19 protein-coding genes, 1 tRNA gene and 1 pseudogene are annotated in these 25,200 nt (G+C 60.5%); 15 read left to right on the forward strand and 6 right to left on the reverse strand.

The features are described from left to right. Positions 1 to 4: 4 nt before the first annotated feature. Positions 5 to 772: a C1 family peptidase gene (locus KBY08_RS15005; RefSeq protein ID WP_003400883.1), complete on the reverse strand. Its 768-nt coding sequence runs from the start codon at positions 770 to 772 to the stop codon at positions 5 to 7. Positions 773 to 1,175: 403 nt separating this feature from the next. On the opposite strand from KBY08_RS15005, the gene KBY08_RS15010 reads away from it, so the two are divergent. Further along, the gene (locus KBY08_RS15010) at positions 1,176 to 1,628 is read left to right on the forward strand and encodes a DUF3237 family protein (protein ID WP_111522283.1); all 453 of its coding nucleotides are present in this window, start codon (positions 1,176 to 1,178) and stop codon (positions 1,626 to 1,628) included. Positions 1,629 to 2,061: 433 nt separating this feature from the next. Here the strand turns inward: KBY08_RS15010 and KBY08_RS15015 are convergent, their stop codons facing one another. After that, a complete protein-coding gene (locus KBY08_RS15015) occupies positions 2,062 to 2,493 on the reverse strand; it encodes a VirK family protein (protein ID WP_011268056.1) in 432 nt (143 codons plus the stop codon). A gap of 260 nt (positions 2,494 to 2,753) precedes the next feature. On the opposite strand from KBY08_RS15015, the pseudogene KBY08_RS26805 reads away from it, so the two are divergent. The 6 genes and pseudogenes from KBY08_RS26805 to KBY08_RS15040 form a co-directional block, all read left to right on the forward strand. Continuing rightward, positions 2,754 to 3,182, forward strand: a pseudogene (locus tag KBY08_RS26805) (MCP four helix bundle domain-containing protein); the annotation flags it as partial. Beyond that, on the forward strand, positions 3,174 to 4,331 hold the full coding sequence (locus KBY08_RS15020; protein ID WP_374935900.1) for a methyl-accepting chemotaxis protein: 1,158 nt from the start codon (positions 3,174 to 3,176) through the stop codon (positions 4,329 to 4,331). The pseudogene KBY08_RS26805 and the gene KBY08_RS15020, both read left to right, overlap by 9 nt. Before the next feature lie 244 nt (positions 4,332 to 4,575). Beyond that, positions 4,576 to 5,580, forward strand: coding sequence for a sugar ABC transporter substrate-binding protein (locus KBY08_RS15025; protein WP_011268054.1), 1,005 nt, complete (start codon positions 4,576 to 4,578; stop codon positions 5,578 to 5,580). A 15-nt stretch (positions 5,581 to 5,595) separates the two neighbouring features. Further along, positions 5,596 to 7,173 carry a sugar ABC transporter ATP-binding protein gene (locus KBY08_RS15030; protein WP_111522282.1) on the forward strand — a complete coding sequence of 526 codons (1,578 nt, stop codon included), beginning with the start codon at positions 5,596 to 5,598 and terminating at the stop codon, positions 7,171 to 7,173. Then, on the forward strand, positions 7,160 to 8,164 hold the full coding sequence (locus tag KBY08_RS15035; RefSeq protein ID WP_011268052.1) for an ABC transporter permease: 1,005 nt from the start codon (positions 7,160 to 7,162) through the stop codon (positions 8,162 to 8,164). The genes KBY08_RS15030 and KBY08_RS15035 overlap by 14 nt, the downstream gene beginning before the upstream one ends. Next, a complete protein-coding gene (locus tag KBY08_RS15040; RefSeq protein ID WP_011268051.1) occupies positions 8,161 to 9,147 on the forward strand; it encodes an ABC transporter permease in 987 nt (328 codons plus the stop codon). The genes KBY08_RS15035 and KBY08_RS15040 overlap by 4 nt, the downstream gene beginning before the upstream one ends. A gap of 7 nt (positions 9,148 to 9,154) precedes the next feature. On the opposite strand, the gene KBY08_RS15045 is transcribed toward KBY08_RS15040, so the two are convergent. Next, positions 9,155 to 10,393, reverse strand: a complete 1,239-nt coding sequence (locus KBY08_RS15045) for an acyl-CoA dehydrogenase family protein (RefSeq protein WP_103377754.1) — start codon at positions 10,391 to 10,393, stop codon at positions 9,155 to 9,157. Between the two features lie 426 nt (positions 10,394 to 10,819). On the opposite strand from KBY08_RS15045, the gene KBY08_RS15050 reads away from it, so the two are divergent. The 3 genes from KBY08_RS15050 to KBY08_RS15060 are packed head-to-tail and all read left to right on the forward strand — an operon-like array spanning position 10,820 to position 13,895. Beyond that, positions 10,820 to 12,034: an SfnB family sulfur acquisition oxidoreductase gene (locus KBY08_RS15050; RefSeq protein ID WP_177410935.1), complete on the forward strand. Its 1,215-nt coding sequence runs from the start codon at positions 10,820 to 10,822 to the stop codon at positions 12,032 to 12,034. 15 nt (positions 12,035 to 12,049) lie between these two features. Next, on the forward strand, positions 12,050 to 12,490 hold the full coding sequence (locus tag KBY08_RS15055) for a hypothetical protein (protein WP_003400904.1): 441 nt from the start codon (positions 12,050 to 12,052) through the stop codon (positions 12,488 to 12,490). A 4-nt stretch (positions 12,491 to 12,494) separates the two neighbouring features. After that, entirely contained in the window at positions 12,495 to 13,895 is a 1,401-nt protein-coding gene (locus tag KBY08_RS15060; RefSeq protein ID WP_104684274.1) for an LLM class flavin-dependent oxidoreductase, read from the forward strand. Positions 13,896 to 14,029: 134 nt separating this feature from the next. On the opposite strand, the gene KBY08_RS15065 is transcribed toward KBY08_RS15060, so the two are convergent. Then, the gene (locus KBY08_RS15065; protein WP_024651082.1) at positions 14,030 to 14,713 is read right to left on the reverse strand and encodes a response regulator; all 684 of its coding nucleotides are present in this window, start codon (positions 14,711 to 14,713) and stop codon (positions 14,030 to 14,032) included. Beyond that, the gene (gene baeS, locus KBY08_RS15070) at positions 14,710 to 16,101 is read right to left on the reverse strand and encodes a sensor histidine kinase efflux regulator BaeS (RefSeq protein ID WP_003400907.1); all 1,392 of its coding nucleotides are present in this window, start codon (positions 16,099 to 16,101) and stop codon (positions 14,710 to 14,712) included. The genes KBY08_RS15065 and baeS overlap by 4 nt, the downstream gene beginning before the upstream one ends. Positions 16,102 to 16,245: 144 nt before the next feature. Here baeS and KBY08_RS15075 point away from each other — a divergent pair, with 144 nt between their 5' ends. The 5 genes from KBY08_RS15075 to KBY08_RS15095 all read left to right on the forward strand — a co-directional run bounded on the left by KBY08_RS15075 (position 16,246) and on the right by KBY08_RS15095 (position 24,135). Beyond that, positions 16,246 to 17,448, forward strand: coding sequence for an efflux RND transporter periplasmic adaptor subunit (locus KBY08_RS15075; protein ID WP_103377755.1), 1,203 nt, complete (start codon positions 16,246 to 16,248; stop codon positions 17,446 to 17,448). A gap of 2 nt (positions 17,449 to 17,450) precedes the next feature. Then, the gene (locus KBY08_RS15080) at positions 17,451 to 20,597 is read left to right on the forward strand and encodes an efflux RND transporter permease subunit (protein ID WP_058398279.1); all 3,147 of its coding nucleotides are present in this window, start codon (positions 17,451 to 17,453) and stop codon (positions 20,595 to 20,597) included. Next, positions 20,597 to 22,003, forward strand: coding sequence for an efflux transporter outer membrane subunit (locus KBY08_RS15085; protein WP_104684272.1), 1,407 nt, complete (start codon positions 20,597 to 20,599; stop codon positions 22,001 to 22,003). Before KBY08_RS15080 ends, KBY08_RS15085 begins: the two co-directional genes overlap by 1 nt. Before the next feature lie 118 nt (positions 22,004 to 22,121). Continuing rightward, complete coding sequence (locus tag KBY08_RS15090; protein WP_104684270.1) at positions 22,122 to 23,861, forward strand: tannase/feruloyl esterase family alpha/beta hydrolase; 1,740 nt, start codon at positions 22,122 to 22,124, stop codon at positions 23,859 to 23,861. Positions 23,862 to 24,061: 200 nt separating this feature from the next. Beyond that, positions 24,062 to 24,135: transfer RNA gene (locus KBY08_RS15095), tRNA-Cys, on the forward strand. Between the two features lie 156 nt (positions 24,136 to 24,291). On the opposite strand, the gene KBY08_RS15100 is transcribed toward KBY08_RS15095, so the two are convergent. Beyond that, positions 24,292 to 25,098: a c-type cytochrome gene (locus tag KBY08_RS15100; protein ID WP_104684268.1), complete on the reverse strand. Its 807-nt coding sequence runs from the start codon at positions 25,096 to 25,098 to the stop codon at positions 24,292 to 24,294. Between the last annotated feature and the right edge of the window lie 102 nt (positions 25,099 to 25,200).

The raw sequence follows: 25,200 nt of genomic DNA on the forward strand, positions 1-25,200 counted from the left end.
AAGGTCAGGCAGCCACGACCCTGATCGTCCAGAAGTCGGTAGACAGATTTTCATCCAGCAGATAACTGTAGGGCAGGGTGAAGTAGCCTTCCATGCCCCAGCCAGCGCCCCATGAGTTGCGCAAGATGAAATGCTGATGGGCATCGTTGTAGCCCACTGCCAATACACAGTGCCCTCCCAGCATTTTTTCGTGAGGACCCGGCATTGGGGCATGCCCGGTCTTGGCAACTTTCTTGCTTTCAAAGCTCTCGTAGACGGAAAAACCAATGACAAACGGATAACCTGCCGCCAGGCAGCCTTTCATCTGGTTGAGGTTTTGCGCAACTTTCTGATAAGACACCGCCTTGTACTTTCTTGCATCCTTGTAGCAGGCTGCCGGAGGTTTGACAGCGAACTTCTCAATATCATAAGGCCACTCTTTCTCGGGGCAATCACCTTGCTTCACTACACTTTTAATGCCGTGCCGGATCATCGCGCCGCTGTCCGAATCGACGGTATGTTCAATAACCCGTTCGTTGTAATAGATAAACAACCGCGAGGGTTCGAATGCCGGCGTCAGCTTTTGCTTCATGCGATCAAACTGAATCGCTCCGGCAATACCGTTTGCGGTGCAACTGCCCAGTTGGCCCTGATCGTATACAGGCGGGCAATGGGGGCGCAGGTCAACCCTGTGTGGAAGCGCCGCCAGTGCGGTGGGCGGGGCGGCATACAGATGATCGCGATGATCAGGCAGATCGCGAATCCATCCATACTGTTTGACGGTATAGGTCATTTCGTATCTCCTTGTAAGGCACGGTCAGGAAAATTGATATCGCTCATGTAAGCAGGTTTTTTATAGGCGTGGATTAAAATTCATTTAGTACATAGTGTGCTATGAGTTGGCCGGGCAGGCTTGGTTGGCCAGGGGTGTTAGTTGAGTAAAAACCATTTTAATCAGTTCATTACATGGCCTTATGCAATGGACTTACACCTCTTTTTGCGCATGGCACGGACCAGGGTTTTTATTGGAAGTGGCGAAACGATACCACTTGGGCGGAACCTGTCCTGCACCCTGATAAGCGTACCAACGGGTACATTTAAATTGACAGCGTGCGGTGCACGGGCTAAAACATACTCCTTGGTACAGTTATGGGCGAAACGTCACTCGTCGCATGCAAGATGAGGGGGTAGGGGGGATGGAGACGATGAAACTGCATGAAGTACTGACTGCTCACCTGCGTATCGATAAGCCGCAAGCGCTTTGCAACCCGCAGCGGGGGCAGCGCAGCAGCGGTGAGATACTGGGAGGAGAATTTAACGGCGATGGATTGCAGGGGCAGGTTCTTCCGGGAGGCAGTCTTTTTCTCGTGCCCCAGGATGACAGCCTTGCACGATTCAGCCTGTACTACACCTTGCTGACTGACGATGGAATAAAGATAGATGTCGTTGGAGAGGGGCTCGTGGCCTTCGATGAAGCGGACCGCGCACCATTGGACGAATCGCGCTGTCGGTGCACGTGCAGCAAGCAGTTCAGCGTTGCTTCCGGTACGCATGATGACCTGCAGAGAAACCTGTACGTCGGCAGAGTAAATATACACGCCGGGGATGACAGCATGCGTGTCAGTATTTTTCAGGTTAACGAGATATAAAGAGCCTTCACAGAAGCGGGCAGATGTGAAAGCACGTGTTGGCTTTGTCTATCGAGGCGCAACCCTTGTCGTCGACACCTGTCGGGCCCGGCGCAACGAAATTTAAATTATTTTTTCTATTGATGTATAGAAGCAGGGCTTGATTCGTTTGCACCCGGAAGAGGGGGGGGCTTGTCAGGCCTGAGGGTGTGGGAGCTGGTTGCTCAGGGTACTCGGCAGCACAAGCAAAGCATCGTGAAAAGGCTTCATCCGGGGCCGTTGAAGCATGTTCATTACATCCCGATCATTTGTCGAAGTCGCCAGTTCACAGGGGTTTGAAGTGCTCGAAATGTTGTCTCCCGACAAGCAGCTCGAGCGTTACTGTCAAAGGCGTGAGGAGGGTCTGTCGCTCACGCCGAGTATCTATCTGGTTTATTCGGTTAAGGCGTGAACCTTACTGGCTGACAAAAAAGCTCAGTCCTTTGCTGATCGCACACTCATAACTCACCGGCGTACCCACTTGTTGATAGCCAGGAACATTCAGCGTGGTCATGCTGAATGTGGCTGTGCCGTTCGAGCGTACCTGATAGCGAATGAATTGCTCGATGGGCTTGTTATCGCGATCGAGGCTGAAGTGAGTGTCCGAAAACGCCAGGGTGCCGTCGGGGGTGATGCGGTAGGCATCGATGCGTTTGCCGCCTTTGGTTTTGGACGGCTCGGCACCGGCGATCGAGGATTTGCATTGTCCCAGGTCGATCACCACGGCGACCGATTCTCCGGTATTCAATGCCTGGGTAATGGCGGAGTAGGTGGGTAGCGCGTCGCCTGCGTGAGCGAGGCCTGGCATTGAAAGAGCAAGCAGTGCAGCGGCGTAGGAATGTTTCATGGCAGCTCCAGGAAGTCAGTCTGAAGGGGGAAAAGACCCGTCCATCTCGCGATTATCGAGCGTCGCGAAACCTACCATAAGCTTCGATTCAGGTGGGCCCACGATAGCAGTGGCACCTCTCTGTTCAGAGCATCTTCATCCTTTGCCCTGTTCTGCCGATAGACATGACGGAGTTAATTTATTCACCGGTCACGGGAAGGGGATTGAAGATGCTGAGACAGCTGAAAATAGCCGCGCGGACCTCCGCCTGCTTTGCGTTGATGGTGGTGCTGGTGTTCGGGCTTGGTATTTTCAGCATTCAGCAATTGCACGGTATTCGTGAGCAATCGCTTGAAATAGAAAACGATGCGCTTCCCGGGATTGCGCTGGGTGACGATATTGCCCTGGCGGTCGAGAAAACCCGCACGACGGTGGCCAAAATGCTTGCCGCTCATGATATGGCGCAGGTGACTCTGGCTCACACCGAGTTCCTTGACAGGAAGGCCGGGTTCCAAAAGGCCGTAGAGGCCTACGACCCGCTGATCACCGAGGATGACGAGCGCGCGCTCGTCGAGGGGCTGAAGAGTACTTATCAGGGCTACATCGAGCGTGCCGAGAAGGTCTATACGCTGATCAACGAGAATCAGGCGGAGGCCGGAAGGGCGCTGGTCTGGGGCGAGATGAAGGCCATGGCGGAAGGTATGGAAACGGCGCTTGGCAAGCTGGAAAAGATCAATGATGACTCCGAAGCCGAATCCAGCGCAGCAGCGACGTCGGTGTATGAAAACGCCCTGATCGTCACTCAGGGGGTCATGTTTCTGACGGTGTTGCTGACGGTATTGCTTGCCTGGCGTCTGACCAAAAGTCTGGCAGTGCCGATCAGTCAGGCGCTGCACAGCTCGGAAACCATTGCCGCGGGCGACCTGCGTCCCAGCGCAATCAACCGTGAGGGCACTGATGAAGCGGCCCTGTTGCTGCAATCGATGGAGCGCATGCGCGGCAATCTGAGCCAGACCCTGAGTCAGGTGGGCGATGCCGCTCACCAGTTGGCGTCGGCCACGGAAGAAATGAGCGCCTTGATGGTCAACAGCAACGCCGATCTGGTGGTGCAGAACAGCGAAATAGAAATGGCCGCCACCGCGGTCACCGAGATGAGTCAGGCGGTCGATGAAGTCGCGCGTAATGCGGTGACCACTTCGGTGGAATCCAGAGCCTCTTCGGTGTCGGCCCGCGAAGGTCAGGAAGAGCTCAATCAAACCGTCAAATCGATCCTTGAGCTGACCCGAAATGTGGGCACGGCGTCGGTCGAGGCGCAGGCGCTGGCAACCCGCACGCTGGATATCACCAAGGTGCTGGATGTCATTCGCGCGGTGTCCGAGCAAACCAACCTGCTGGCGCTCAACGCTGCCATTGAAGCGGCACGCGCGGGCGATGCCGGACGGGGTTTTGCCGTGGTCGCCGACGAGGTGCGCGCGCTGGCCCACCGCACCAGCGAATCGACGCGCGAGATCGAAACCATGGTCGGGCACATCCAGCAGGGCACCAAAAGTACCCTGCTTGCGCTTGAAGTCAGTACCGAACAGGCGCAACGCACCAAACAACAGGCCGAGTCGGCCAATGCCGTGCTGGCCAGCATCGCCAGCTCGGTGATGGTTATCGATGAGCGCAATACGGTGATCGCCAGCGCCTCCGAGGAGCAGGCACTGGTTGCGCGGGAAGTGGACCGCAACCTGGTGCGCATCCGTGACTTGTCGGCACAATCGGCGGTGCGCACCAGCCAGACCGGCAGCGCCAGCCAGTCGCTGGCCGAGCTGGCGAGTGACCTGACGATCACCCTGGGGCAATTCAAGCTCGGATAACACGCGCCGATAGCAGGCCTGTTCCCGCATCGATTCGCTGTTGTCCGTGCAACAGCGAATCGACAATGTGTTTGGCGCTGACGCCGGCAAAGCCAGGCCACTCCGCGCAAACGCCATCTGGCGCAACAGCTTGAAAGCGCCTGGCGCAGGGCTTCACGCCATCGCCAGGCGGCGCACAAGGCTTTGGGCATGACCTGTGCACTGCCGATCAGGATTGTTTTCCTGAGCCAGCGGAGCCACCCGAATGCCTGATGCCGTCCCGACCCCCAAGACCAAACGCCTGCATGCAATAGGGCGCACCCTGGTGCTGAGCCTGTTGGCCACCAGCCTCGTCGCAACCGCGTATGCCGAGGACAGCGACGTGCCTTCGCTGGCGGGCAAACGCATTGCGATCAGCATGACCGGCACCAGTCACTACTTCGATATCAAGGCCTTCCAGGCGCAGGTGGATGAGGTCAAGCGCCTGGGCGGCACGCCCATCACGCTCGATGCCGGTCGTAACGACAAGAACCTGGTCAATCAATTGCAGACCGTGGTCACGCAAAAGCCCGATGCAGTGATCCAGACCCTTGGCACTCTCAGCGTTATCGACCCCTGGCTCAAGCGCATCAGCAAGGCGGGGATTCCGCTGTTCACCATTGATGCGCCATCGCAATACAGCCTCAACAACACAACCTCCGACAACGTTGCCACCGGCAAGGCGCTGGCCGGGCAACTGATCAAGGACGCAGGTGGCCAGGGTAACGTGCTGGTGTTCAATGGCTTTTATGGCGTACCGGTCTGTGCCATTCGTTATGACCAGCTCAAGTTGGCGCTCAAGGATCATCCGCAGCTGAAAATCATCGAGCCGGAGTTGCGCGATGTCATTCCCAACACGGTCCAGGACGCCTATTCGCAAGTCTCGGCGTTGCTCAACAAGTACCCCAAAGGCAGTGTTTCGGCGATCTGGGCCGCGTGGGACATTCCCCAGCTTGGCGCCAGCAAGGCGCTGATCGACGCCGGCAGAACCGAAATCAAGACCTACGGGGTCGACGGCACGCCGGAAGTGCTCGAGCTGATGCGCCGCGAAGACTCGCCGGTGGGGGCCGTGGTTGCCCAGCAGCCTGCATTGATCGGCAAGACCGCGGTGCAGAACGTCGCCCGTTACCTGGCCGGGCAGCACGATCTGCCAAAGGAGACCCAAGTGCCCACCTTGCTGACCACGGCCGCCAATCTGCCGGATGTGCAAAAGCTCAGAGGCGATAACTGACGCGGGAGATCGATCATGGGATCAGCGATTACAGACGTTGCGGCGGTGGCGGTGCCACCGGCCTTGCACCTGAGAGGTATCAGCAAGCGCTTTGGGGCCACTCAGGCGCTGGACGGCGTCAACCTGCGGGTCGAGGCCGGAACGATTCACGGGCTGGTGGGGGAAAACGGGGCGGGCAAGTCGACCCTGATCAAGGTTCTCGCCGGTATTCATCGTGCCGATGCCGGCCGTTTGAGTATTCATGGCCAGCCGTTCGACAATTTCACGCCGCGTCAGGTCGAGGCCGCAGGCGTGCACTTCATTCATCAGGAGCGACTGCTGCCGGGCAGCTTCAGTGTCGGCGAAGCCTTGTTTTTCGGGCAGGAAATCAAGCGTGGCCCCTTCCTCGATCGCCGCGCCCAGGAGCGCGAGGCAGCAAGGCTTCTGGACGATTACTTTGCCATGCGCCTGCCCGCCGGGGCGCTAGTACGCGATCTGGACAGCGCCCAGCGGCAGATACTGCAGGTCACTCGTGCGTTGCTGGCCAGACCGAAGGTGCTGGTGTTCGACGAGCCGAGTGTGTCACTGGTCAAGCAGGAGGTGGACCGCTTGCTGGACATCGTCCGCCGCCTGCGCGATGAAGGGCTGACCATTGTCTACATTTCACACTATTTGCAGGAGATCGAATCGCTGTGTGATCAGGTCACCGTGCTGCGTAACGGACGCGATGTGGCGGTGCTCGATCCGGCTCTCACCAGCACCGCGCAGATCGCCCGGCTGATGGTCAATCGCGAGGTAGGCGAGCAATATTTCCGTGCCCGGACATTACCCGGCGCGCCCGTGCTTCAACTGCGCGGACTGGGGGCAGGGCGCTTCTACGACGGCGTTGACCTGAGCGTGCGGCGTGGCGAAGTACTGGGCCTGACCGGGCTGGTCGGCTCGGGTGCCAAGGAGCTGCTCAAGAGCCTGTTCGGGCTGCTCAAGCCGGATCGCGGCGAATTGCTCTTGAACGGTCAGCGGTTGCAGCTGAAATCACCGCGTGACGCAGTACACCATGGCATCGCGCTGGTCCCCGAGGAGCGCCGCACACACGGCGTGGCACCGGCGCTTTCGGTGCTGGAGAACATCACCCTGGCCAGCCTGGGGCGCTTCAGCCGCTGGGGATTGCTCGACGCTGCGGCGCAGGCCGGGGAAAGCCAACAGCTGATCGATGAACTGGCAATCAAGACCTCAGGCCATGATGCGCCGGTGCACGCGCTCAGCGGTGGCAACCAGCAGAAGGTTGCGCTGGGCAAATGGCTGAGCCGCCATTCGACGTTATACCTGCTGGACGAGCCCAGCGTGGGTGTCGACATCGGCGCCAAGGTGGAAATCTACCGGTTGATTACCAAGCTTGCCGAGGGCGGCGCGGCGGTGCTGGTGCTGTCGTCGGACTTGCCGGAACTGATCGGCATCACTCAGCGCATTGTGGTCCTGCACAGAGGACGCGTTGCAGGCGAATTCGACTCATTGAGCACAGACAGCGACCAGTTGCTGGCCTGCGCCACGGGCGCCACTGAAAGCGACCATGACAGCCAATCATTCCCTCCGGAGGCCCATTATGTCCGCGCTTGATCTATCCGTTGCGCAGGCTGACGATCCAGCGCAACGCTGGCTCGTGCAACTGGCGCAGCGCGGTTCGTTGCTGGTGTTTCTGGCGATTCTGCTCGGCTTTGCCGTCAGTGCGCCGAACTTTCTCAGCCTTGGCAACATCAGCAATGTGTTCGCCCAGTCAGCAACGCTCGGCATACTCGCGCTGGGCCTGACCTGTGTGGTCATCGGTGGTGGTTCCAATGTGGTCAGTGGCGGCCTGGACCTGTCGCTGGCGGCCAATCTCGGTCTGTGTGCGGCCGTTTACAGCAGCCTGAACAACGCCGGGTTCGATGCCTGGCAAGCGATTGGCCTGACGCTCGGCTGCGGCCTGCTGGTCGGCGCGTTCAACGGTCTGGCGGTGGTGTTTTTACGTTTGCCGCCGTTACTGGCGACGCTGGCGAGCATGAACCTGATTGCCGGTCTGGAGCTGGTGCTGACCCAGAACACTGTGCTGGCGACCGACTCGGCATTGCTGGACAGCCTTGCGTCCGGCGTCTGGCTGGGTGTTCCGGCGCTGGCCTGGGTGCTGCTGGGTGTCGCGACGGTGTTGTGGCTGTTGATTCAGCACAGCGCGTTCGGCCTGCGTCTTTACGCCATTGGCGAATACCCGCAAGCAGCCGAGGCTGCCGGGTTGAATCTGCGGCGCTATGTGTTTGCCAGTTACCTGATTGCCGGTGGCTGCGCTGCGCTGGCTGCATTCTGCTCCGCAGCGTTTTTCAGCGGCAGCACGACCGGTTCCGGTGACATGCTGCTGTCAGTGGTGGCTATCGCCTTTCTCGGCGTGGTGTTCTCGCGGCGTCTGACTGCCAATATTCCCGGCACCCTGTTGGCGACGCTGCTGCTGGGCTTTCTGATCAACGGCTTTCAATTGCTGAACATTTCCAGCTTCTGGGTCAACGGCGTGCAAGGCGTGTTGATTCTGCTGGTGGTGGCATTTTCCGGGGCATTCGGCCGCCGGGAGGGTGAACAATGAATACGCTGACCCTGACGACCTCTTCGACGCTGATCAAGGTGCTGCCGCGCCTGTTGCCAGCGGTCCTGCCGCTGTTGGTGCTGATCATCCTGCTGTTTTTCGCGATCAATGCACCGGGCTTTCTGAGTTGGGGCAATCTGTCGAGTCTGGTGCTGAACAACTTTGTGTTGCTGGCCATCGTGGCGATCGGCATGAACTGGGCTGTTGCGGCTGGCGGTATCGATCTATCGGTGGGCACGGCGCTGGACTTTGCCAGCCTGGGTTTCGTGGTCACCCTGAATGGCGGTCATGGTCTGGGCGCGGCCGTTGCGGTGGCTATGCTGGCAGGGGGCATCGCCGGGGCGTTCAACGCGATGCTGATCGCCGGGCTGCGTATTTCGCCGTTCCTGGCGACACTGGGGACGCTGTTTATCGGTACCAGCGTGCAGCAGTTGTTATCCGACGGTGGCCAGCCGATCTATATCGCTCAGGGCGCGTTGCCGGGTATCAGCGCTGTGCTGATCCTCGGCGTGCCATTGCCGCTGCTGGTGGTCGGCGTGCTGGCAGCGCTTTACGGGCTGATCCTGGCGCGCGGACGTCTGGGGCGGGAAATCCTCGCGCTGGGCACGCAGCCGCAACTGGCGTATTACTCGGGCTTGCCCACGCGACGCATTGCCATGCAGGTGTTTTTCGCCAGCGCGCTGGCCTGTGCGGTGGCGGGTATCCTGCTCAGCTCCACGGTTAACGCCTACGTACCGATGTCGGGCAACGCTTACCTGATCAATGCCATCGGCGCCGTGTTCATCGGTACGACGCTCAGTCGTCAAGGGCGTCCGAATATTCCGGGCACACTTTTGGGCGTGCTGTTCATCAACGTGATCGCCAATGGCCTGTTGCTGATCGGCTGGAACTTCTATTGGCAGCAGGTTGCGACCGGGGCGCTGATCTTTCTGGTGCTGGCGTTCAGTTTTACCAGTCGCCACCTGCTGCGTAACGCGGCGTAAGTGTGCCTCAAGCGTTGCCTTTACCGCTGCCGATCTGCCAGACAAACGGCGGCTCGGTGCCGTTGATGCGCCAGTCACCGACAATGCGCGCCTTGTAGATCAGCGGATTGTGCGAGGCGGCTGTGCGCGCATTGCGCCAGTGGCGGTCCAGCGCCTTGTTGACGCTGACACCTGAAGCGCCTAGCGCGTTGAACAGATCGCTGGTAGCGCGCAGCACCAGTTCCGAGACGATCACCTGGGCCTTGGCGGTCTCGATTTCGGCGGCGATATTGGCGTCTTTTTCCCGTTGTGGGTCATTGCCGAAGCGCGCCACGTAGGCACGTTGCAACGGCTCCGCGGAGCGCAGCGTTGCGGCCTCGGCGGCGTAGACCTGGGCAGCGATCTGACCGACCACTTGCTGCACCTGCGAATCCTGGCTGACGCTCCCGGCGTTGCCATGGCTGAAGACGCGTTTGCGATCGCGCACTTCCTGAGCGATGTCGCGTTCGACAGCTCGACCGATACCGGCCAGCACCGCCAGCAGCACCAGTTGATAAAACGCGGTCTGGTATTTGAAGCGTTGCTCGAACGGTATGACGTGTGTGGCCGGCAGCGGCACGTTGTCGTAGACCGAGGTGCCGCTGCCGGTGGTGCGCTGGCCGAACCCGTCCCAGTCATCACTGTGACGCACGCCGGCATGCCTGGCGTCGACCACCGCGATCACATCGGCGCCAGTATCGGAGCGCTGAGCATAGACGTCGATCCAGTCGGCAAAGATGCTGCCGGTGCTGTAGTACTTGGTGCCGTTGAGCACGAAACCATCGCCTTGCGGGCTGACCTTGGTCATCACATCGCCGATTTTCACCGCGCCGACTTCGGTCCAGCCGTTACCCACCAGATCCCCGGCGACAAAGCGCGCAAACCACTGGTCACGGTCAGCGCCGGGCGGTGCATTCAGACGGTCCTCGACAAAGGCGAAGTGCGCACGCAGGGCTTGCGGAATGTTCGAATCGGCTTCGGCCAGCTCGATCAGCAGTTGAAACAGCTGGATGATCGAAGCACCTGCACCGCCATATTCGATAGGCACACGCACAGCGCCGAAACCGGCTTTCTGCAGCCAGGCAATCGGTTCATGGGGCAGGGCGCGGGCTTTTTCGCGTTCGACGCTGCCAGCGCCGATCTCACGGAAGATCGGGCGAAATCGGTTGGCCAGGGTTTCGTAATCGGTCCCCAGCGAGAGCGGGTTCGAGCCGGTTGTTTGAGTCATGCAGTACTCCTGAGCGCGAAGACATCGGCACACGGGCCGGTGGAAGGTTCGCCGGACTCTCTGCATGCTTTGTGCCTGAATGTAACTAACTGATTTTAGTGATTTATTTATGGGGCGATGGTTTTCTTGTTGATCAGCCAACAGTGGCATGACTGCTGTTTGGCAAATCCCACCGCGTCGTCAGCCACGTCGGCAGCTCGTCAGCCCTGAAATACCTGTGTCTGCGCTGGATGCGCTGCGAGTGCGCCGCTGTTCGGCCAGCAACAGCGTTCGAACATTTTGCGCTGCAGGGTGCGGCTATTCATGTGGATTGCTTCGCAACTTATTGCTTTTAAAGGTAAATATTTTTAGGCACGGGCTGTGCAGTGTTCAGGGTCAAGCGTGTTGAGTGTTTTCAACCTGTCGCCAACGAGCAGGAGCCTGTCCATGAGTTTCCCTTCCTCCCTTGCAACTGCCGCACCTCCCGCAGCGCACGTCATTGGCTCGGACGCCGAAGCCATTGAAGTGGCCAGGGCACTGGCCGGTCGCTTCGCTGAAGAAGCTTCAGTGCGTGATCGCGAACGGCGTCTGCCAGTCGCCGAGCTGGATGAGTTCTCCGCCAGCGGCCTGTGGGCCATTACCGTACCCAAGGCCTACGGCGGTGCGGGCGTTTCCTATGTCACCGTCGCGGAAGTGATCAAGCTCATTTCTGCCGCCGACCCGTCACTCGGGCAAATCCCGCAGAACCATCTGGGCGTGCTCGATATTCTCTTGCAGACCGGCACCGAGGCGCAGAAGCGCTACTACTTCGGCAAGGCGCTGGCTGGCTACCGCTTCGGCAATGCGTTCTCCGAGTTGAAAAGCAAGAACGCCGGCGCCTTTCAGACCCGGATTCGCTTCGAGGGCGAGTACGCGGTACTGGACGGCGAAAAGTTCTACTGCACCGGCGCCCTGTTAGCGCACATCGTGCCGGTTTCCGGCGTCAACGAGCAGAATCAGGCGTTCATCGCCTTTGTCGAGCGCGACACCCCGGGCCTGACCATCATCGATAACTGGGACGGTTTCGGGCAGCGCACCACGGCCAGTGGCGGGGCGGTGTTAAAGGCCGTTCGCGTACCCTCGAGTGCGGTGATCCCGGCGCATCGCGCTTTCGACGAACCGACGGCCAATGGGCCGATTTCGCAGATCATTCAGGCGGCGGTGGACACCGGCATTGCTCACGGCGCGTTCGAGGAAACCCTGAAGCACGCACGGCTGGCCCGCCCATGGATCGACAGCAAGCAGGATTTCGGCTGGCAGGACCCGTTCAGTATTGCCGCCATCGGCGATTTGCAGTGGCGCTTGCACGGCACCGACGCGATCCTCGCCAAAGCCGGGCAGGCCATCGACCATGCCCTGGCCGAACCCAGTGAGGCCAGCGTCGCACAGGCCTCGGTGATCGTCGCCCAGGCCAAGGTGCTGTCGGCGCAGATTGCCTTGCTCGCCAGCAGCCAGCTGTTCGAACTGGCCGGCACCCGCTCGGTGCCCGGCAAACTCAATCTGGACCGTTACTGGCGCAACGCGCGGACCCACACGCTGCATGACCCGGCGCGCTGGAAATACCACCTGATCGGCAATCAGGTGCTCAACGGTATCGCACCGCCACGTCACGCCTGGAACTGATCAAGGAGTACGCCCATGACGCATCCCGCAATTACCGCACAACTGGCGGTCGCCACCGAAGACCTCGATCAGGCGCGCCAGGGCCTGCAAGACACCCTCGATTACCTGCGTGAGCATGGTCGGCCGTGGTCGCTCAGTGGCCTGCAGCGCATCATCGATGAGCCCTACGTGATCAGCAAGGTCGGGGATCTGCAGATTCGTCTGGACGTCGCCGCCGCGCTGCTGGAGCGCGCCCGGCGGCTGGACGGTTCGGCCGAGCAACGCCTGATCGCCAGCAGCGAAGCGGTCATTGCCAGCGCCGATGCTTTGCAGGCGGTGGGCAATATTCAATACGAATTGACCGGGCAGCGCCCGTCATTGTCAGCCCCGGCCGGTCGCGAGCCGCTGCGCTGGCACTATCAGGTTATCGGCAATCAACGCCTCAACGGCGTGGTTCCGCCACAGCTTCAGGAGTAAGTGTATGTCCCGCCAAATCCGCCTCAACGCGTTTGACATGAACTGCGTCGGCCATCAATCGCCGGGCCTCTGGGCGCATCCGCGCGACCGCTCCTGGCAGTACAAGGACCTCGAATACTGGACCGATCTGGCGAAAATCCTCGAGCGCGGCAAGTTCGATGGGTTGTTCATTGCCGATGTGCTGGGCATTTATGACGTGTATCGCGGCAACGGCGAGGCGGCGATTCGCCAGGCCACCCAGGTGCCGGTTAATGACCCGTTGCAGCTCATCCCGCCCATGGCGCTGGTGACCGAGCACCTGGGCTTCGGCCTGACGGCGTCGCTGTCGTTCGAACATCCTTATCCGTTTGCCCGTCGCCTGTCGACGCTGGATCACCTGACCAAGGGGCGCGCAGGCTGGAATATCGTCACCTCGTATCTGGAAAGCGGCGCGAAGAACCTGGGCCAGAAAACCCTTACCGAACACGACGCGCGCTACGACTACGCAGAGGAGTATCTGGAGGTTTGTTACAAACTCTGGGAAGGCAGTTGGGAAGACGGCGCGATTCTGCGTGACCGGGAGCGCCGTGTATTCAGTGATCCGAGCAAGATTCACGAGATTCGCCATGTCGGCAAACACTTCCAGGTGCCTGGCATCCACTTGTGCGAGCCGTCGCCGCAACGCACGCCTGTGCTCTATCAGGCCGGCGCTTCAAGCCGCGGCAAGCAGTTCGCCGCCGAGCACGCCGAATGCGTTTTCGTTGCAGCGCCCTCGAAAGTGCTGCTGAAAAAGACCGTGGCCGATATCCGCCGGCGCACCGCAGAGGCTGGCCGCGACCCGTCCAAGGTGCTGATTTTCAATTTGCAGACGGTGATCCTCGGCGAGACGGATGTCAAGGCCAGGGCCAAATTCGAGGAATACAAAAGCTGGGTCAGTTATGAGGGCGCAATGGCCTTGATTTCCGGCTGGACCGGTATCGACTTCAGCCAGTTCAAGCCCGATGAACCCTTGCGCCACGTTCATACCAATGCCATTCAGTCGGCCGTCGAGACCTTTTCCACGGCAGATCCGAATACGGTATGGACGCCGCAGGCCCTGGCCGATTGGGTCGGCATCGGCGGCTTCGGCCCGCTGTTTGTCGGCAGTCCGGAAACCGTGGCCGATCTGCTGCAGGAGTGGGTTGAAGAAACCGACGTCGATGGATTCAACCTGGCTTACGCACTGACCCATGAAACCTTCATTGATGCGGTCGAGCTGTTGGTGCCGGAGCTCCAGAAGCGCGGCGTCTACAAGACCGAATACGCCAGGGGCACGTTGCGCGAGAAGCTGTTTGGCGACGGGCCACGCCTGGAAGCAGGCCATCCGGGTGCCGGATTCCGCGACCTGGCTGCGCTGCATCGCAACCGGCAGACGGAGAGTGCCTGAAATGTGATGACTGTCGTCGCGCAGGCGGCGCGGCGCAGATTCGTGACGCGGCGCGTCACGACAAGCGTTCCCACGCGGGAGCGTGAGGAACGATCGTCCTGTAACTATCGTACCCATGCTGCGCACAGCACCGGTCACAACTCCAGCTTGTAACCCACCCCGTACAGCGACTGGATCGGGTCCTGACCCGGGCAGGCCTGTTCCAGTTTGCGGCGCAGGTTGCGGATGTGGCTGTCCACGGTGCGGTCGGTCACTACGCGGTGATCCGAGTAGAGCCTGTCCAGCAAGTGGTCACGGGAGAAGACCCGGCCCGGTGAGCGGGCAAAGGTCGCCAGCAGACGCAGTTCCACCGGGGTCAGGTCCAGGGTGACCCCGTTGAACGAGGCCTGGTAATGCGCTTCGTCCACCTGCAAACCCTTGGGCGTGTGCGGCTCGCTGGAAGAGCTCCGACGCAGGATGGCTTTGACGCGAGCGACCATCTCCCGTGGGCTGAACGGTTTGCAGATGTAGTCGTCGGCACCGAGGTCCAGGCCCAGCAACCGGTCGATTTCCTCGACGCGTGCGGTGATCATGACAATGGGCACATCGCTGAAGCTGCGCAGCTCCTTGCAGATGTCCATGCCATCGCGGCCAGGCAGCATGATGTCGAGCAGGATCAGTTGTGGCGCGTTCGCTCTGACAGCAGGCACAACGTCCAGCCCGTTACTCAGGCAGTGGGTCGAATAGCCGGCCGCGATCAGGTAGTCGCGCATCAGCGACGCCAGCTTGGGCTCATCTTCGACAATGAGAATCAGTGTGTCGAGGCTGGCAGCGGTCATGGGCGCAGGTGTCCTGGCAGGCACAGGGTCAGCCAGAGGCCGCCTGTGGGCGAGTGGTCGGCGCTCAGGGTGCCGCCGTGGGCGAGGGCGATGCTGTGACAGATCGCCAACCCCAGACCCGCACCGCCGCTGGCGCGGTTACGCGAGGTTTCACCGCGATAGAAGCGTTCGAACAGTCTGGGCAATTGCTGCGGGTCGACGCCGGGTCCGGAATCCATCACATCGACGCGCACCTCATCGCCCTGCAAAGCGGCACGCACATGCACTGTCCCCCCGGCATCGGTGTAGCGCACCGAGTTTTCCAGAAGGTTGCCGATCAATTGCTGCAGGCGCCCTGGGTCTGCATGCACCGGCAGAGCTCCGCCAGCAAGCTCCAACTGCAAATGCAACTGACGGGCTGCGCAACGCTCTTCGAACATGTCAGTGATATTCGTCAGCAGCTCCGCCAGGTCACAGTCGACCTTGCGGTAGGTCAGGGCGCCCACATCCGCCAGGGACAGCTCATACAGATCATCCACCAGCTTGCTGAGCATGCCGACTTCGCCCTGCAGGGACTTCATCGATGCCTGATCCAGTGTGCGCACGCCATCCTCGATGGCTTCCAGTTCGCCACGCAAGACCGACAGCGGGGTGCGCAGCTCATGGGACACATCGGCCATGAATTCGCGGCGCATCTTCTCATTGCGTTCCAGGGTGTACGCCAGCTGGTTGAAGTCGCGCGCCAGTTGACCCACCTCGTCGTTGGAGGACACCGCCACGCGGCTGGCGTATTCACCTGCGGCGAGGCGATGGGTTGCTGCGGCCACCCGCTTGACCGGGTCGAGCAGGGTGCGCGCGATCCACCAGGCAATCAGCACCGCCAGCAGCAGTGACAGCACACCCATCGCCAGGCTGGCGCGCAACTGATACTGCTGAAAGCGCTCGCCACCGGCTTCGCTGACACTTTGAAAGGGCGTGACCGCCATCCAGCCAACGACGTTGCCGTCGACTTCCACCGGGCGCATGAATTCATCGTCATGGACCCCTGGGAATCCCATCACCAGGTTCTTCTGCGCATCCAGCAGCGCGATCCGGAACACCGCGCCGGTCAAGTCGGAAGTAGGCGGCGTCGCCAGCCCGGGGATAGCGAAATCCTGTGCCGGTTCCGGGCGCATCACTTCGAACCAGCGATCCTTGTTGTCACGCATGAATTCCCAACTGCCTTCGCGCGCATAGGCAGCGGCCAGCCGTGGCAGGACCGGCGACATGCGTTGCATGGCCTGTTCGTTGAGGTAGCCCAGAAAGCCGCGGGCAAAACTCCAGTTCGCGGTCAGGCCCATGATCAGGATTACTGACAGCACGCTGGCCAGTACCGCGACAAACAGTTTGGTGGAGATGCTCGATTTCATGAAGGCCCGGGTTTTACGTGAAGACGGCGTCCATTTAGGCCTTCGTGACAGCAAGTTTCAAGTCAACGCGGCAATCTTCAATTTTCCTGCACATTTGCCTCGCACTCTGACGTTAGGCTTTCGCCACAACGTCCTGAGGCAATCATGTCGAGCAAGATTTTCGCCAAATACCTGATGACTTTGACCTTTGTCATCTACGCAGCCCTTATCGGTCTTCTGAGCGGTTGTTCTGACGGTGATTCGCCGCCTGCTGCGGAGAAACCGAGCGTGTCGGTGGTCACCGTCAAACCGCGCAGCCAGTCGCTGACCACCGAGCTGGCGGGACGCACCAAAGCGTTCATGGTTGCCGAGATACGGCCCCAGGTCAGCGGCATCGTGCAGCAGCGACTGTTCGTCGAAGGTGCCGAAATCAAGGCTGGTCAGCCGTTGTACCAACTCGACAGTGCGACCTACCAGGCGGCTCTGGCAGAATCGCAGGCCACGCTCGCCAAGTCCCGTGCCACGCTCAAGTCCGCACAGGCCACCGCCAAACGCGATGTGCAGTTGGCCAGGATCGACGCCATCAGCCAGCAGGATAAAGAAGACGCCGAGGCCAGCCTGCTGACTGCCGCCGCCGAGGTGAAAGTGGCGGAGGCCGATGTGCAGACCGCACGCATCAATCTGGCCTACACACGGATTACCGCGCCCATCAGCGGCCGCATCGAGACCTCGACCGTGACCCCCGGTGCATTGGTGGTGGCCCAGCAGGACACCGCGCTGACCACCGTTCAGCAGCTCGACCCGATTTACGTCGATGTCACCCAGTCCACTACCGAGTTGCTGCGTCTCAAGCGCGACCTGGCCAGCGGCAAGCTGCAAACCAACAGCGACGGGGAAGCCCGCATCACCCTCAAGCTGGATGACGGCAGCACCTACAACCAGGATGGCCGCCTGCAATTCAGCGGCGTCAGCGTCAATGAAGGCACCGGTACCGTGACGCTGCGTGCCAGCTTTGCCAATCCGGAGCGGTTGCTGCTGCCTGGCATGTACGTGGTGGCGGTGCTGGAACAGGCGCAGGATCAGAATGCGATCCTGATACCGCAAAAGGCCGTCACCCGCAGTGCCAGTGGCCAGACCACGGTGTTGCTGGTGGTTGACGGCAAGATCGAGCAGCGGGTGATCAGCGTCGACCGCACGGTGGGCAACCAGTGGTGGGTGAGCAGCGGGCTCAAGGCCAATGATCAGGTGGTGGTCGAAGGCGGGCAGAAAACCCCGGTCGGCACCGAGGTGAGCGTGCAGAACGCTGATAACGCCGATTCGCCAGCATCTGGTGCTGCGGCCACTGCCGCTACCGTGAAGGAGGGCTGAACATGGCTCGTTTCTTCATCGATCGGCCCATCTTCGCCTGGGTCATTGCCATCTGCATCATGTTCGCCGGCGGGCTGTCCATTAGCCAGCTGCCCCTTGAGCAATACCCCGATATCGCGCCGCCGACGGTAAAAATCTCCGCCACCTACACTGGTGCATCGGCCAAGACTGTCGAAGACTCCGTCACGCAGGTCATCGAGCAGCAGATGAAGGGGCTGGACCGGCTGACTTACATGTCCGCCTCCAGCAGCTCTGCGGGCAGTGCGAGCATCAGCCTGACCTTCGCCGCAGGCACCGACCCTGATGTGGCGCAGATGCAGGTGCAGAACAAGCTGCAGCAGGCCGAATCGCGCCTGCCGCAAAGCGTGCAGAGTGAAGGCTTGACGGTGACCAAGGGCAGTTCCGACTTCCTGATGCTGGTCGCCCTTGCCTCCGACAACGAAAGCGTCACCGGCACGCAGATTGGTGATTACATTTCCAGCACGCTGCTCGATCAACTGAGCCGTGTGGATGGTGTCGGCGACGTGCAGACCCTGGGTTCGGGGTACGCGATGCGTATCTGGCTGGACCCGGCCAGGATGGAAAAGTATTCGCTGATGCCCTCCGACATCAGCTCGGCCCTGGAGGCGCAGAACACCGAGGTCTCGGCAGGTCAGTTGGGGGCCTTGCCCGCAGTTGAAGGTCAGCAACTGAATGCGACCATCAGCGCCCGCAGCAAGCTGCAGACGCCCGAGCAGTTCGAGAACGTGGTCGTCAAATCTTCCAGTGACGGCGCTGTTGTGCTCTTGCGCGATGTGGCGCGGGTGGAGTTGGGCAGCGAAAGCTATGACATCAACTCGGCGCTCAATGGCCGGCCGGCGGCCGCAATGGGTATTCAACTGGCGTCAGGTGCAAACGCGCTGAGTGTTGGCGAAGCGATCAAGGCCAAACTCAAGGAACTGGAACCGTTCTACCCCGCGCAAATGCAGCTGAAAACAGTCATTGCCTATGACACCACGCCATTCGTGAGCCTGTCGATCAAGGAGGTGGTGAAGTCGCTGGGTGAGGCGATCGCGCTGGTGGTGCTGATCATGTTTCTGTTCATGCAGAACCTGCGTGCCACGCTGATTCCGGCGATTACCGTGCCGGTGGTGCTCCTGGGCACGTTCGGCGTGCTGGCGCTGTTCGGCTATTCAATCAACACCCTGACCATGTTCGCGATGGTCCTGGCCATCGGCCTGCTGGTCGACGATGCCATTGTGGTGGTGGAAAACGTCGAGCGGGTCATGGGCGAAGAGCACCTGAGCCCGCTGGAGGCGACCCGCAAATCAATGGATGAAATCACCAGCGCGCTGATCGGTATCGCGCTGGTGCTGAGCGCCGTGTTCATTCCGATGGCCTTTTTCAGCGGTTCCACCGGGATTATCTACCGGCAGTTTTCGGTGACCATCGTTTCAGCCATGCTGCTTTCGGTGCTGGTTGCAATGACCCTGACGCCGGCGTTGTGCGCAACGATGCTCAAAGCCTCGGATGCGCAACTGCATGCAAAACGGGGTGGCTTTTTCGGCTGGTTCAACCGCACGTTCGACCGCAGTGCCGACCGCTATCAGCGAGGCGTGAGCGGAGTCATCGAACATCGCGTAAAGGGGCTGCTGGTATATGCGCTGGTGCTGGTGGTCATGGCGGTGGGTTACGTCAGCCTGCCCACGTCGTTTTTGCCGGATGAAGACCAGGGCGCGCTGATGGCGCAGATCCAGCTGCCGGTGGGCGCTACCGACAGCCGTACACAGGCGGTAATGAGGCAGTTCGAGGCTTACATGCTCAAACAGCCGGAAGTCGAGGCGTTGATCAGTATTTCCGGGCTGGGGATGGGCGGTAACAGTCAGAACACCGCCAGGGCGTTCATCAAGCTCAAGGACTGGAGCGAGCGGTCCGGCAAGGAGCAGGGTGCGGCGCAGGTAGCACAACGCGCGACGCTGGCCCTGGCGAGCATCGGCGACGCCAGCGTGTTTGTCATGCAGCCTCCTGCGGTGCGCGGCCTGGGGCAGAGTTCGGGGTTCGACGTGCAACTCAAGGACCTCGGCGGTGTGGGGCATGAGGCACTGGTGGCGGCACGCGAGCAGTTTATCGAGCTGGCGAGAAAGGACTCGAGCATGCTGGGCGTGCGCAGCAACGGCCTGGACGACACTCCGCAGTTGAAAGTGACCATCGACGACCGCAAGGCCGGTGCACTGAGCCTGTCCACCAGCGACATCAACTCGACCCTGTCCACAGCGCTGGGCGGCAGCTACATCAATGACTTCCTCAATCAGGGGCGAGTGAAGAAAGTCTACGTGCAGGGCGAGGCCGCTTCGCGCATGCAATCAGCCGATCTGGACCATTGGTTCGTGCGCAACAGCAATGACGAAATGGTCCCGTTCTCGTCGTTCGCCAGCAGCAGCTGGAGCTACGGTTCGCCCCTGCTGGAGCGTTACAACGGCAGCTCGTCACTTGAGGTGGTGGGCGATCCTGCGCCAGGTGTCAGCTCGGGTACCGCGATGGATGCCGTTGAAGCCATCATCAAGCAACTTCCCGAAGGCATCGGTTACGAGTGGACCGGGCAGTCCTATCAACTGCGCCTGTCCGGCTCCCAGGCGCCGATGCTCTACGCCATTTCCGTGTTGTTCGTGTTTCTCTGTCTGGCCGCCTTGTACGAGAGCTGGTCGGTGCCGTTCTCGGTCATGCTCGTGGTGCCGCTGGGTGTGGTCGGCGCGGTACTGGCGACGCGGATCAGTGGCTTGAGCAATGACGTGTACTTCCAGGTGGGCTTGCTGACCACGGTGGGCCTGGCGGCGAAAAACGCGATCCTGATCGTCGAGTTCGCCAAGCATCTTCAGGAACAGGGCAAAAGCCTGCATGAAGCGACCCTTCTTGCCGCCCGGCAACGGCTGCGTCCGATTCTGATGACTTCGCTGGCGTTCATGTTCGGTGTGCTGCCGCTGGCCCTCAGCAGCGGTGCAGGCTCGGCCGGACGTAATGCGATCGGCACGGGCGTACTGGGCGGCATGTTCAGCGCCACCGTGCTGGGGATTTTCCTGGTGCCGCTGTTCTTCGTCGAAGTACGTCGCCGCTTCAGTCGTTCGTCAGGCAATGATCCGGCGGCTCAACCCACATCTACAGGTGAAGCATGATGCGTCTTTTCTGGCCTTCGCTGGCCGTCACGGCGCTGCTTGCGGGCTGCGTCAATCTGGCCCCGGACTATCAGCGCCCTGAAGCGCCGGTCTCAAGCCAATGGCTGCCGGGGACGGCTGGCCAACCGGCCGCGTCGGGCAGCGTGCCCACGGACGTCGAATGGCAGAATTTTTTCATCGATAACCGCCTGGTGCGCCTGCAGACCCTGGCGCTGGTGAATAACCGCGACCTGCGCCTGGCCAGCCTCAACGTCGAGAAAGCGCAGGCGCAATATCGCATCGAGCGGGCGGCGAGCCTGCCGACCATTGATGCCAGTGGCAGCGGCACGCATACACGCACGCCGTCATCGACCTCGATGACCGGAAAGTCGTCGATCAGCCACGAGTACAGCGCGCAGTTGGGCTTGAGCAGCTATGAGCTGGATGTGTTCGGGCGTATCCAGAACCTTCAGGACGAAGCGCTCGAGGATTACCTGGCGTTGACCGAAACCCGGCGCAGCACGCAGATCAGCCTGATCGCCGAAGTGGCGACCGGCTGGCTGACCCTGGCCGCCGACAACCAGCTTCTGAAACTCGCCGAAGACACGCTGGCCAGTCAGCAGAAAAGCTACGAGCTGACCAGAAGCAGCCATGCGCTGGGCGGTTCTTCCGGACTGGAAGTGGCTCAGGCGCAGACAACGGTCGAATCGGCGAGGGGCGATGTCGCGCAATATAAAAGCCAGATTCTTCAGGACCGTAACGCCTTGCGCCTGCTGGTCGGCAGCGATCTGCCGGAGGAGCTGCTGCCCAACGCCGACATGCAGTCGGTGGCGCAATTGGTGCAGGTGCCGGATGGCCTGCCTTCCAGCCTCCTGCAACGTCGCCCGGACGTGCTGAGTGCCGAACACAAACTTAAAGCCGCGAACATTGATATCGGTGCAGCGCGTGCGGCGTTCTTCCCCAGTATCACCCTGACTGCCAGTGCAGGCTCTTCCAGCACCAGCCTGTCAGGCCTGTTCAAGTCCGGAACCGGCGCGTGGAGCTTTGCGCCAAGTATCAGCGTGCCGATTTTCGATGGCGGCGCCAATCGGGCCACGCTGGACTCGGCCAAGGTCGAGAACCAGATCCAGATTCAGACCTATCAGCAGACGATCCAGACCGCATTCAAGGAAGTGGCCGATGCCTTGGCGGTGCGCAGCACGCTGGATGAGCGGCTTGCCGCGCAGCAGGCCTACACCGATGCCAGCCGCAGAAGCTACGAACTGGCCGACGCCCTGTACCGCGGCGGATCGCAGAGTTATCTGGAGGCGCTCGAGTCGCAACGCTCGCTCTACAGTGCCGAGCAGGACCTGATTTCCCTGCGCCTCACAGAGCAGAGCAACCGCGTCACGCTCTACAAGGTCATGGGCGGCGGATGGAATCGGTGATGGTTTTTTTCTACTGGCTTTTGAATAATCGCCAGGCTTAAACGTTTTACCCTTACGCACAGTGCGGCCATTTATGGGTTCGCACTGTGGTTTTGATCCTTCATGAACAGGAGTTCTCATGAAACCCTCCCAGCCGAAGTACGCCCACGCCTTGTTGCTGCTGGTCACTTCACTCAGCATTCAGACACCGGCTCTGGCCCGTATGGCATCTTCTGCAACCACCGACAACACGTCCCGGCTTGCAGTGGTCAAACCGGTCAGCAGCTGTGCTGCACTAAGCAGCGTGGAACTCAGTGATATCGGCGGGCAGGGCAGTCGTGTGCTGGCGGCCAGTGAATCGACGCGTGACGGTGTTGCGGTATGTGCCGTGGAAGCCCGGCTGGCGCCCGAGATCAACTTCAGGCTCGAGCTGCCAACCGGTACCTGGGAGCAGCGCTATCTGCAAGTCGGCTGCGGCGGATTGTGTGGCAACGTCAACTCGACCGTGCGCGCCGCTGATGGCTGCACATCCCTGAGTGCTGGCGGATTCGCGGTGGCTTCAACCGACATGGGCCATCGGGCGGCAGACGAGCATTTTGGCGACGACCCGCAAAAGCGTGCCGATTTCGCCCATCGTGGTGTGCACCTCACTGCGCTGGCCTCGAAGAAACTGATCGCCGCGTTCTATGGCCGCAAAGCAGAATACGCCTACTTCAGTGGCTGCTCGGACGGCGGCCGCGAGGCGTTGATCGAAGCACAGCGTTACCCGGACGATTTCGACGGCATCATTGCCGGAGCCCCGGCGCTCAACTTTCAAGTGCAGAAAACCCTGTATCACGGCTGGATGGCGCGCTCCAACCGCGGCGCGGACGGCAAGCCGATTCTGCTCGCTTCACGATTGCCGTTGCTGCACAAGGCTGTACTCGACCAATGCGATCTGCTGGACGGGCAGATCGATGGCCTCATAGCGGATCCGCGTATCTGCCACTTCGACCCCGCGGCGTTGCAATGCAAGGCATCTGCTGACCCCGCCACGTGCCTGAGCGCAGCGGAGGTGGCCACGGTCAGACGCTTTTACGAAGGCCCGAAAGACGCCGCCAGTGGCGAGCGGCTGACCCTGGGCGGCCCGCAGCCGGGCTCGGAACTGGCCTGGGCTGGCGTGTTCGTGCCGGTCAGCGCCGATCAGACGGTGTACAGCGAAAAGGCGGCGCTGGAGGCCATTCGCAATGTCGTGTTCGAGAAGAACCCGCCTGCAAGTTTCGATTTGAACGCGCTGGACTTCGACAAAAAAACCTTTGACCAACTGCGCCCGCTGCATGCGCTGTACGACGCTACCAACCCCGATCTTTCGCCATTCGCCAGCCGCGGCGGCAAGCTGATCCTCTGGCACGGCTGGGCTGACCCGAACGTCTCACCGCTCAACACCCTGGCGTATCACGAGGCGCTTGAAGCCGAGATGGGCAAGACCCGCACCGAGGCGTTCTCGAGGCTGTACATGCTGCCCGGCGTCTATCACTGCGGCGGCGGGGAAGGGCCAAGCCTGGTCGATCTGCTGACACCGGTCATGGCCTGGGTCGAAAAAAGCCGGGCCCCGGATGCCATCGTTGTCAGGCAGGCAGGCCCCGACAAGGCCGGCAACAGGCAGAGACCGCTGGCACAGTCACTGCCGGCGTCCATGGTCAAGGAAAACGTGGGCAATCGCGGACGCACCCGCAAGGTCTTCCCGTACCCGTTCATGGCCGAGTACGACCACAAGGGCTACGCGAAAAACGCAAACAGCTACCAGCGCGCCCAGCCGCTGACTACGGAAAAAACACCGCAATGGATGGGCAGCGGGTTCTTCAAACCGTATACGTCCCTGGAACGTCAGGCGCAGTAACGATTGCACGGGTACAGCGTAGGCGAATTATTTTCTCCTCGTTCTTGACATGGCATGCGAACCAGTACAGAATTGCGTCCATTCCTGAGCGAGGAATTGAAAAAAACCCTTTAGATTCAATGGGTTGGAAGCCAAAGAAATACAGGTTTCCCGCGAAATCAAAATACGTTTGATGTTCAAGTGAAGCATCTTTCGTTTGAGGCCGAGTAGCAAAATGGTTATGCAGCGGATTGCAAATCCGCCTACGCCGGTTCGATTCCGACCTCGGCCTCCACTATTCAAAGCCCCGCAGATTAACGTCTGCGGGGTTTTTTATTGAGCGCTGGAAAGTGAGGAGTTCCGAAATCTCCTCATGTTGAAGGCTGCGCAACGGCCCTGACCCTGCGCTGCACGCACTTCGTTATCTCCTGGCTGAAGTGGCCCGCCGGTATCAAGGCTTTATCTTGCGTCCAGCCATATGTTGCAGATAGGCCATCAGCATCTGCAAGTCTGCATCCGGCAAAACCGCTTCCGAAAACGCCGGCATCTTCGCCTGCGGCCACTGACGCAAATCCTGAGGGTTGCGAATGTAGAGCTTGAGGAAGTCCATTCCCAGATACTCGGTCGGGTTGTAGGGAATATTCAGATCAGGCCCAAACTGTGCGTCCCCCGCGCCGTTCAAACGATGACAAGCCAGACAGTTTTTCTGAAATAGCGCGAACCCTTGATTGACCGGATCATCAATCTTGAGCGCAGGATCCGGCAACAGAGCAGGGAAGCGCTCGGCAACGGGAGCCATACGCTTGATGCTGGCCACTTCAAATGGCCATTGCTCCGGGCTGATATTTCCAGCCTGAGGGTCCGTCCATACCAGGTAGAAAGGCCCTGCACTGGGCTTGTCAGTGGCCAAAGGGGGCCACGGATGGGCAGGGTCTTCAATCGCCAGCCAGGCCCGTGCGCCTTTATCGTTGAGTAAGGGTGCAGCGGCCAGCTCTGCGGCAAACCCGTCCAAAGCGACTGCCTGCAGGTGGTCGCCGGGCTTGACTCCTGTCAGCAGCGCAGTCAGAGGTACGGCGCGATAGACCATGTCCTTCTTGTAAGCAACATCATTTTTAACGGTAATGACTTGCAGTTGAGGATGGGTAAGCAAATCTTCCGTTTGCCAGGTGCGACTGTTCTGCCCCAACTGCAGGTCCAGTTGAGCCGCGGACACCGGCCCGCTCAGCAACAGAGCTCCGACTAAAATAAGTGCTTTCAAAGGATCTCGCTCCTTATCGTGAACGGCGAGAAGTCTGGCACGACCACACGGACGTGAAAAGCGGGCTTGCTCATTTTGAAGGCTATGCGAAGCCTGAACAGG

Source organism: Pseudomonas sp. P135, assembly GCF_020312125.1.
GTDB classification, from domain to species: domain Bacteria; phylum Pseudomonadota; class Gammaproteobacteria; order Pseudomonadales; family Pseudomonadaceae; genus Aquipseudomonas; species Aquipseudomonas fragariae.

Bases quoted from the DNA above. Each gene is read 5' to 3' on its own strand.
- KBY08_RS15005 (WP_003400883.1), bottom strand. From the start codon at position 772: ATGACCTATACCGTCAAACAGTATGGATGGATTCGCGATCTGCCTGAT.
- KBY08_RS15010 (WP_111522283.1), top strand. From the start codon at position 1,176: ATGGAGACGATGAAACTGCATGAAGTACTGACTGCTCACCTGCGTATC.
- KBY08_RS15015 (WP_011268056.1), bottom strand. From the start codon at position 2,493: ATGAAACATTCCTACGCCGCTGCACTGCTTGCTCTTTCAATGCCAGGC.
- KBY08_RS15020 (WP_374935900.1), top strand. From the start codon at position 3,174: ATGGAAACGGCGCTTGGCAAGCTGGAAAAGATCAATGATGACTCCGAA.
- KBY08_RS15025 (WP_011268054.1), top strand. From the start codon at position 4,576: ATGCCTGATGCCGTCCCGACCCCCAAGACCAAACGCCTGCATGCAATA.
- KBY08_RS15030 (WP_111522282.1), top strand. From the start codon at position 5,596: ATGGGATCAGCGATTACAGACGTTGCGGCGGTGGCGGTGCCACCGGCC.
- KBY08_RS15035 (WP_011268052.1), top strand. From the start codon at position 7,160: ATGTCCGCGCTTGATCTATCCGTTGCGCAGGCTGACGATCCAGCGCAA.
- KBY08_RS15040 (WP_011268051.1), top strand. From the start codon at position 8,161: ATGAATACGCTGACCCTGACGACCTCTTCGACGCTGATCAAGGTGCTG.
- KBY08_RS15045 (WP_103377754.1), bottom strand. From the start codon at position 10,393: ATGACTCAAACAACCGGCTCGAACCCGCTCTCGCTGGGGACCGATTAC.
- KBY08_RS15050 (WP_177410935.1), top strand. From the start codon at position 10,820: ATGAGTTTCCCTTCCTCCCTTGCAACTGCCGCACCTCCCGCAGCGCAC.
- KBY08_RS15055 (WP_003400904.1), top strand. From the start codon at position 12,050: ATGACGCATCCCGCAATTACCGCACAACTGGCGGTCGCCACCGAAGAC.
- KBY08_RS15060 (WP_104684274.1), top strand. From the start codon at position 12,495: ATGTCCCGCCAAATCCGCCTCAACGCGTTTGACATGAACTGCGTCGGC.
- KBY08_RS15065 (WP_024651082.1), bottom strand. From the start codon at position 14,713: ATGACCGCTGCCAGCCTCGACACACTGATTCTCATTGTCGAAGATGAG.
- baeS (WP_003400907.1), bottom strand. From the start codon at position 16,101: ATGAAATCGAGCATCTCCACCAAACTGTTTGTCGCGGTACTGGCCAGC.
- KBY08_RS15075 (WP_103377755.1), top strand. From the start codon at position 16,246: ATGTCGAGCAAGATTTTCGCCAAATACCTGATGACTTTGACCTTTGTC.
- KBY08_RS15080 (WP_058398279.1), top strand. From the start codon at position 17,451: ATGGCTCGTTTCTTCATCGATCGGCCCATCTTCGCCTGGGTCATTGCC.
- KBY08_RS15085 (WP_104684272.1), top strand. From the start codon at position 20,597: ATGCGTCTTTTCTGGCCTTCGCTGGCCGTCACGGCGCTGCTTGCGGGC.
- KBY08_RS15090 (WP_104684270.1), top strand. From the start codon at position 22,122: ATGAAACCCTCCCAGCCGAAGTACGCCCACGCCTTGTTGCTGCTGGTC.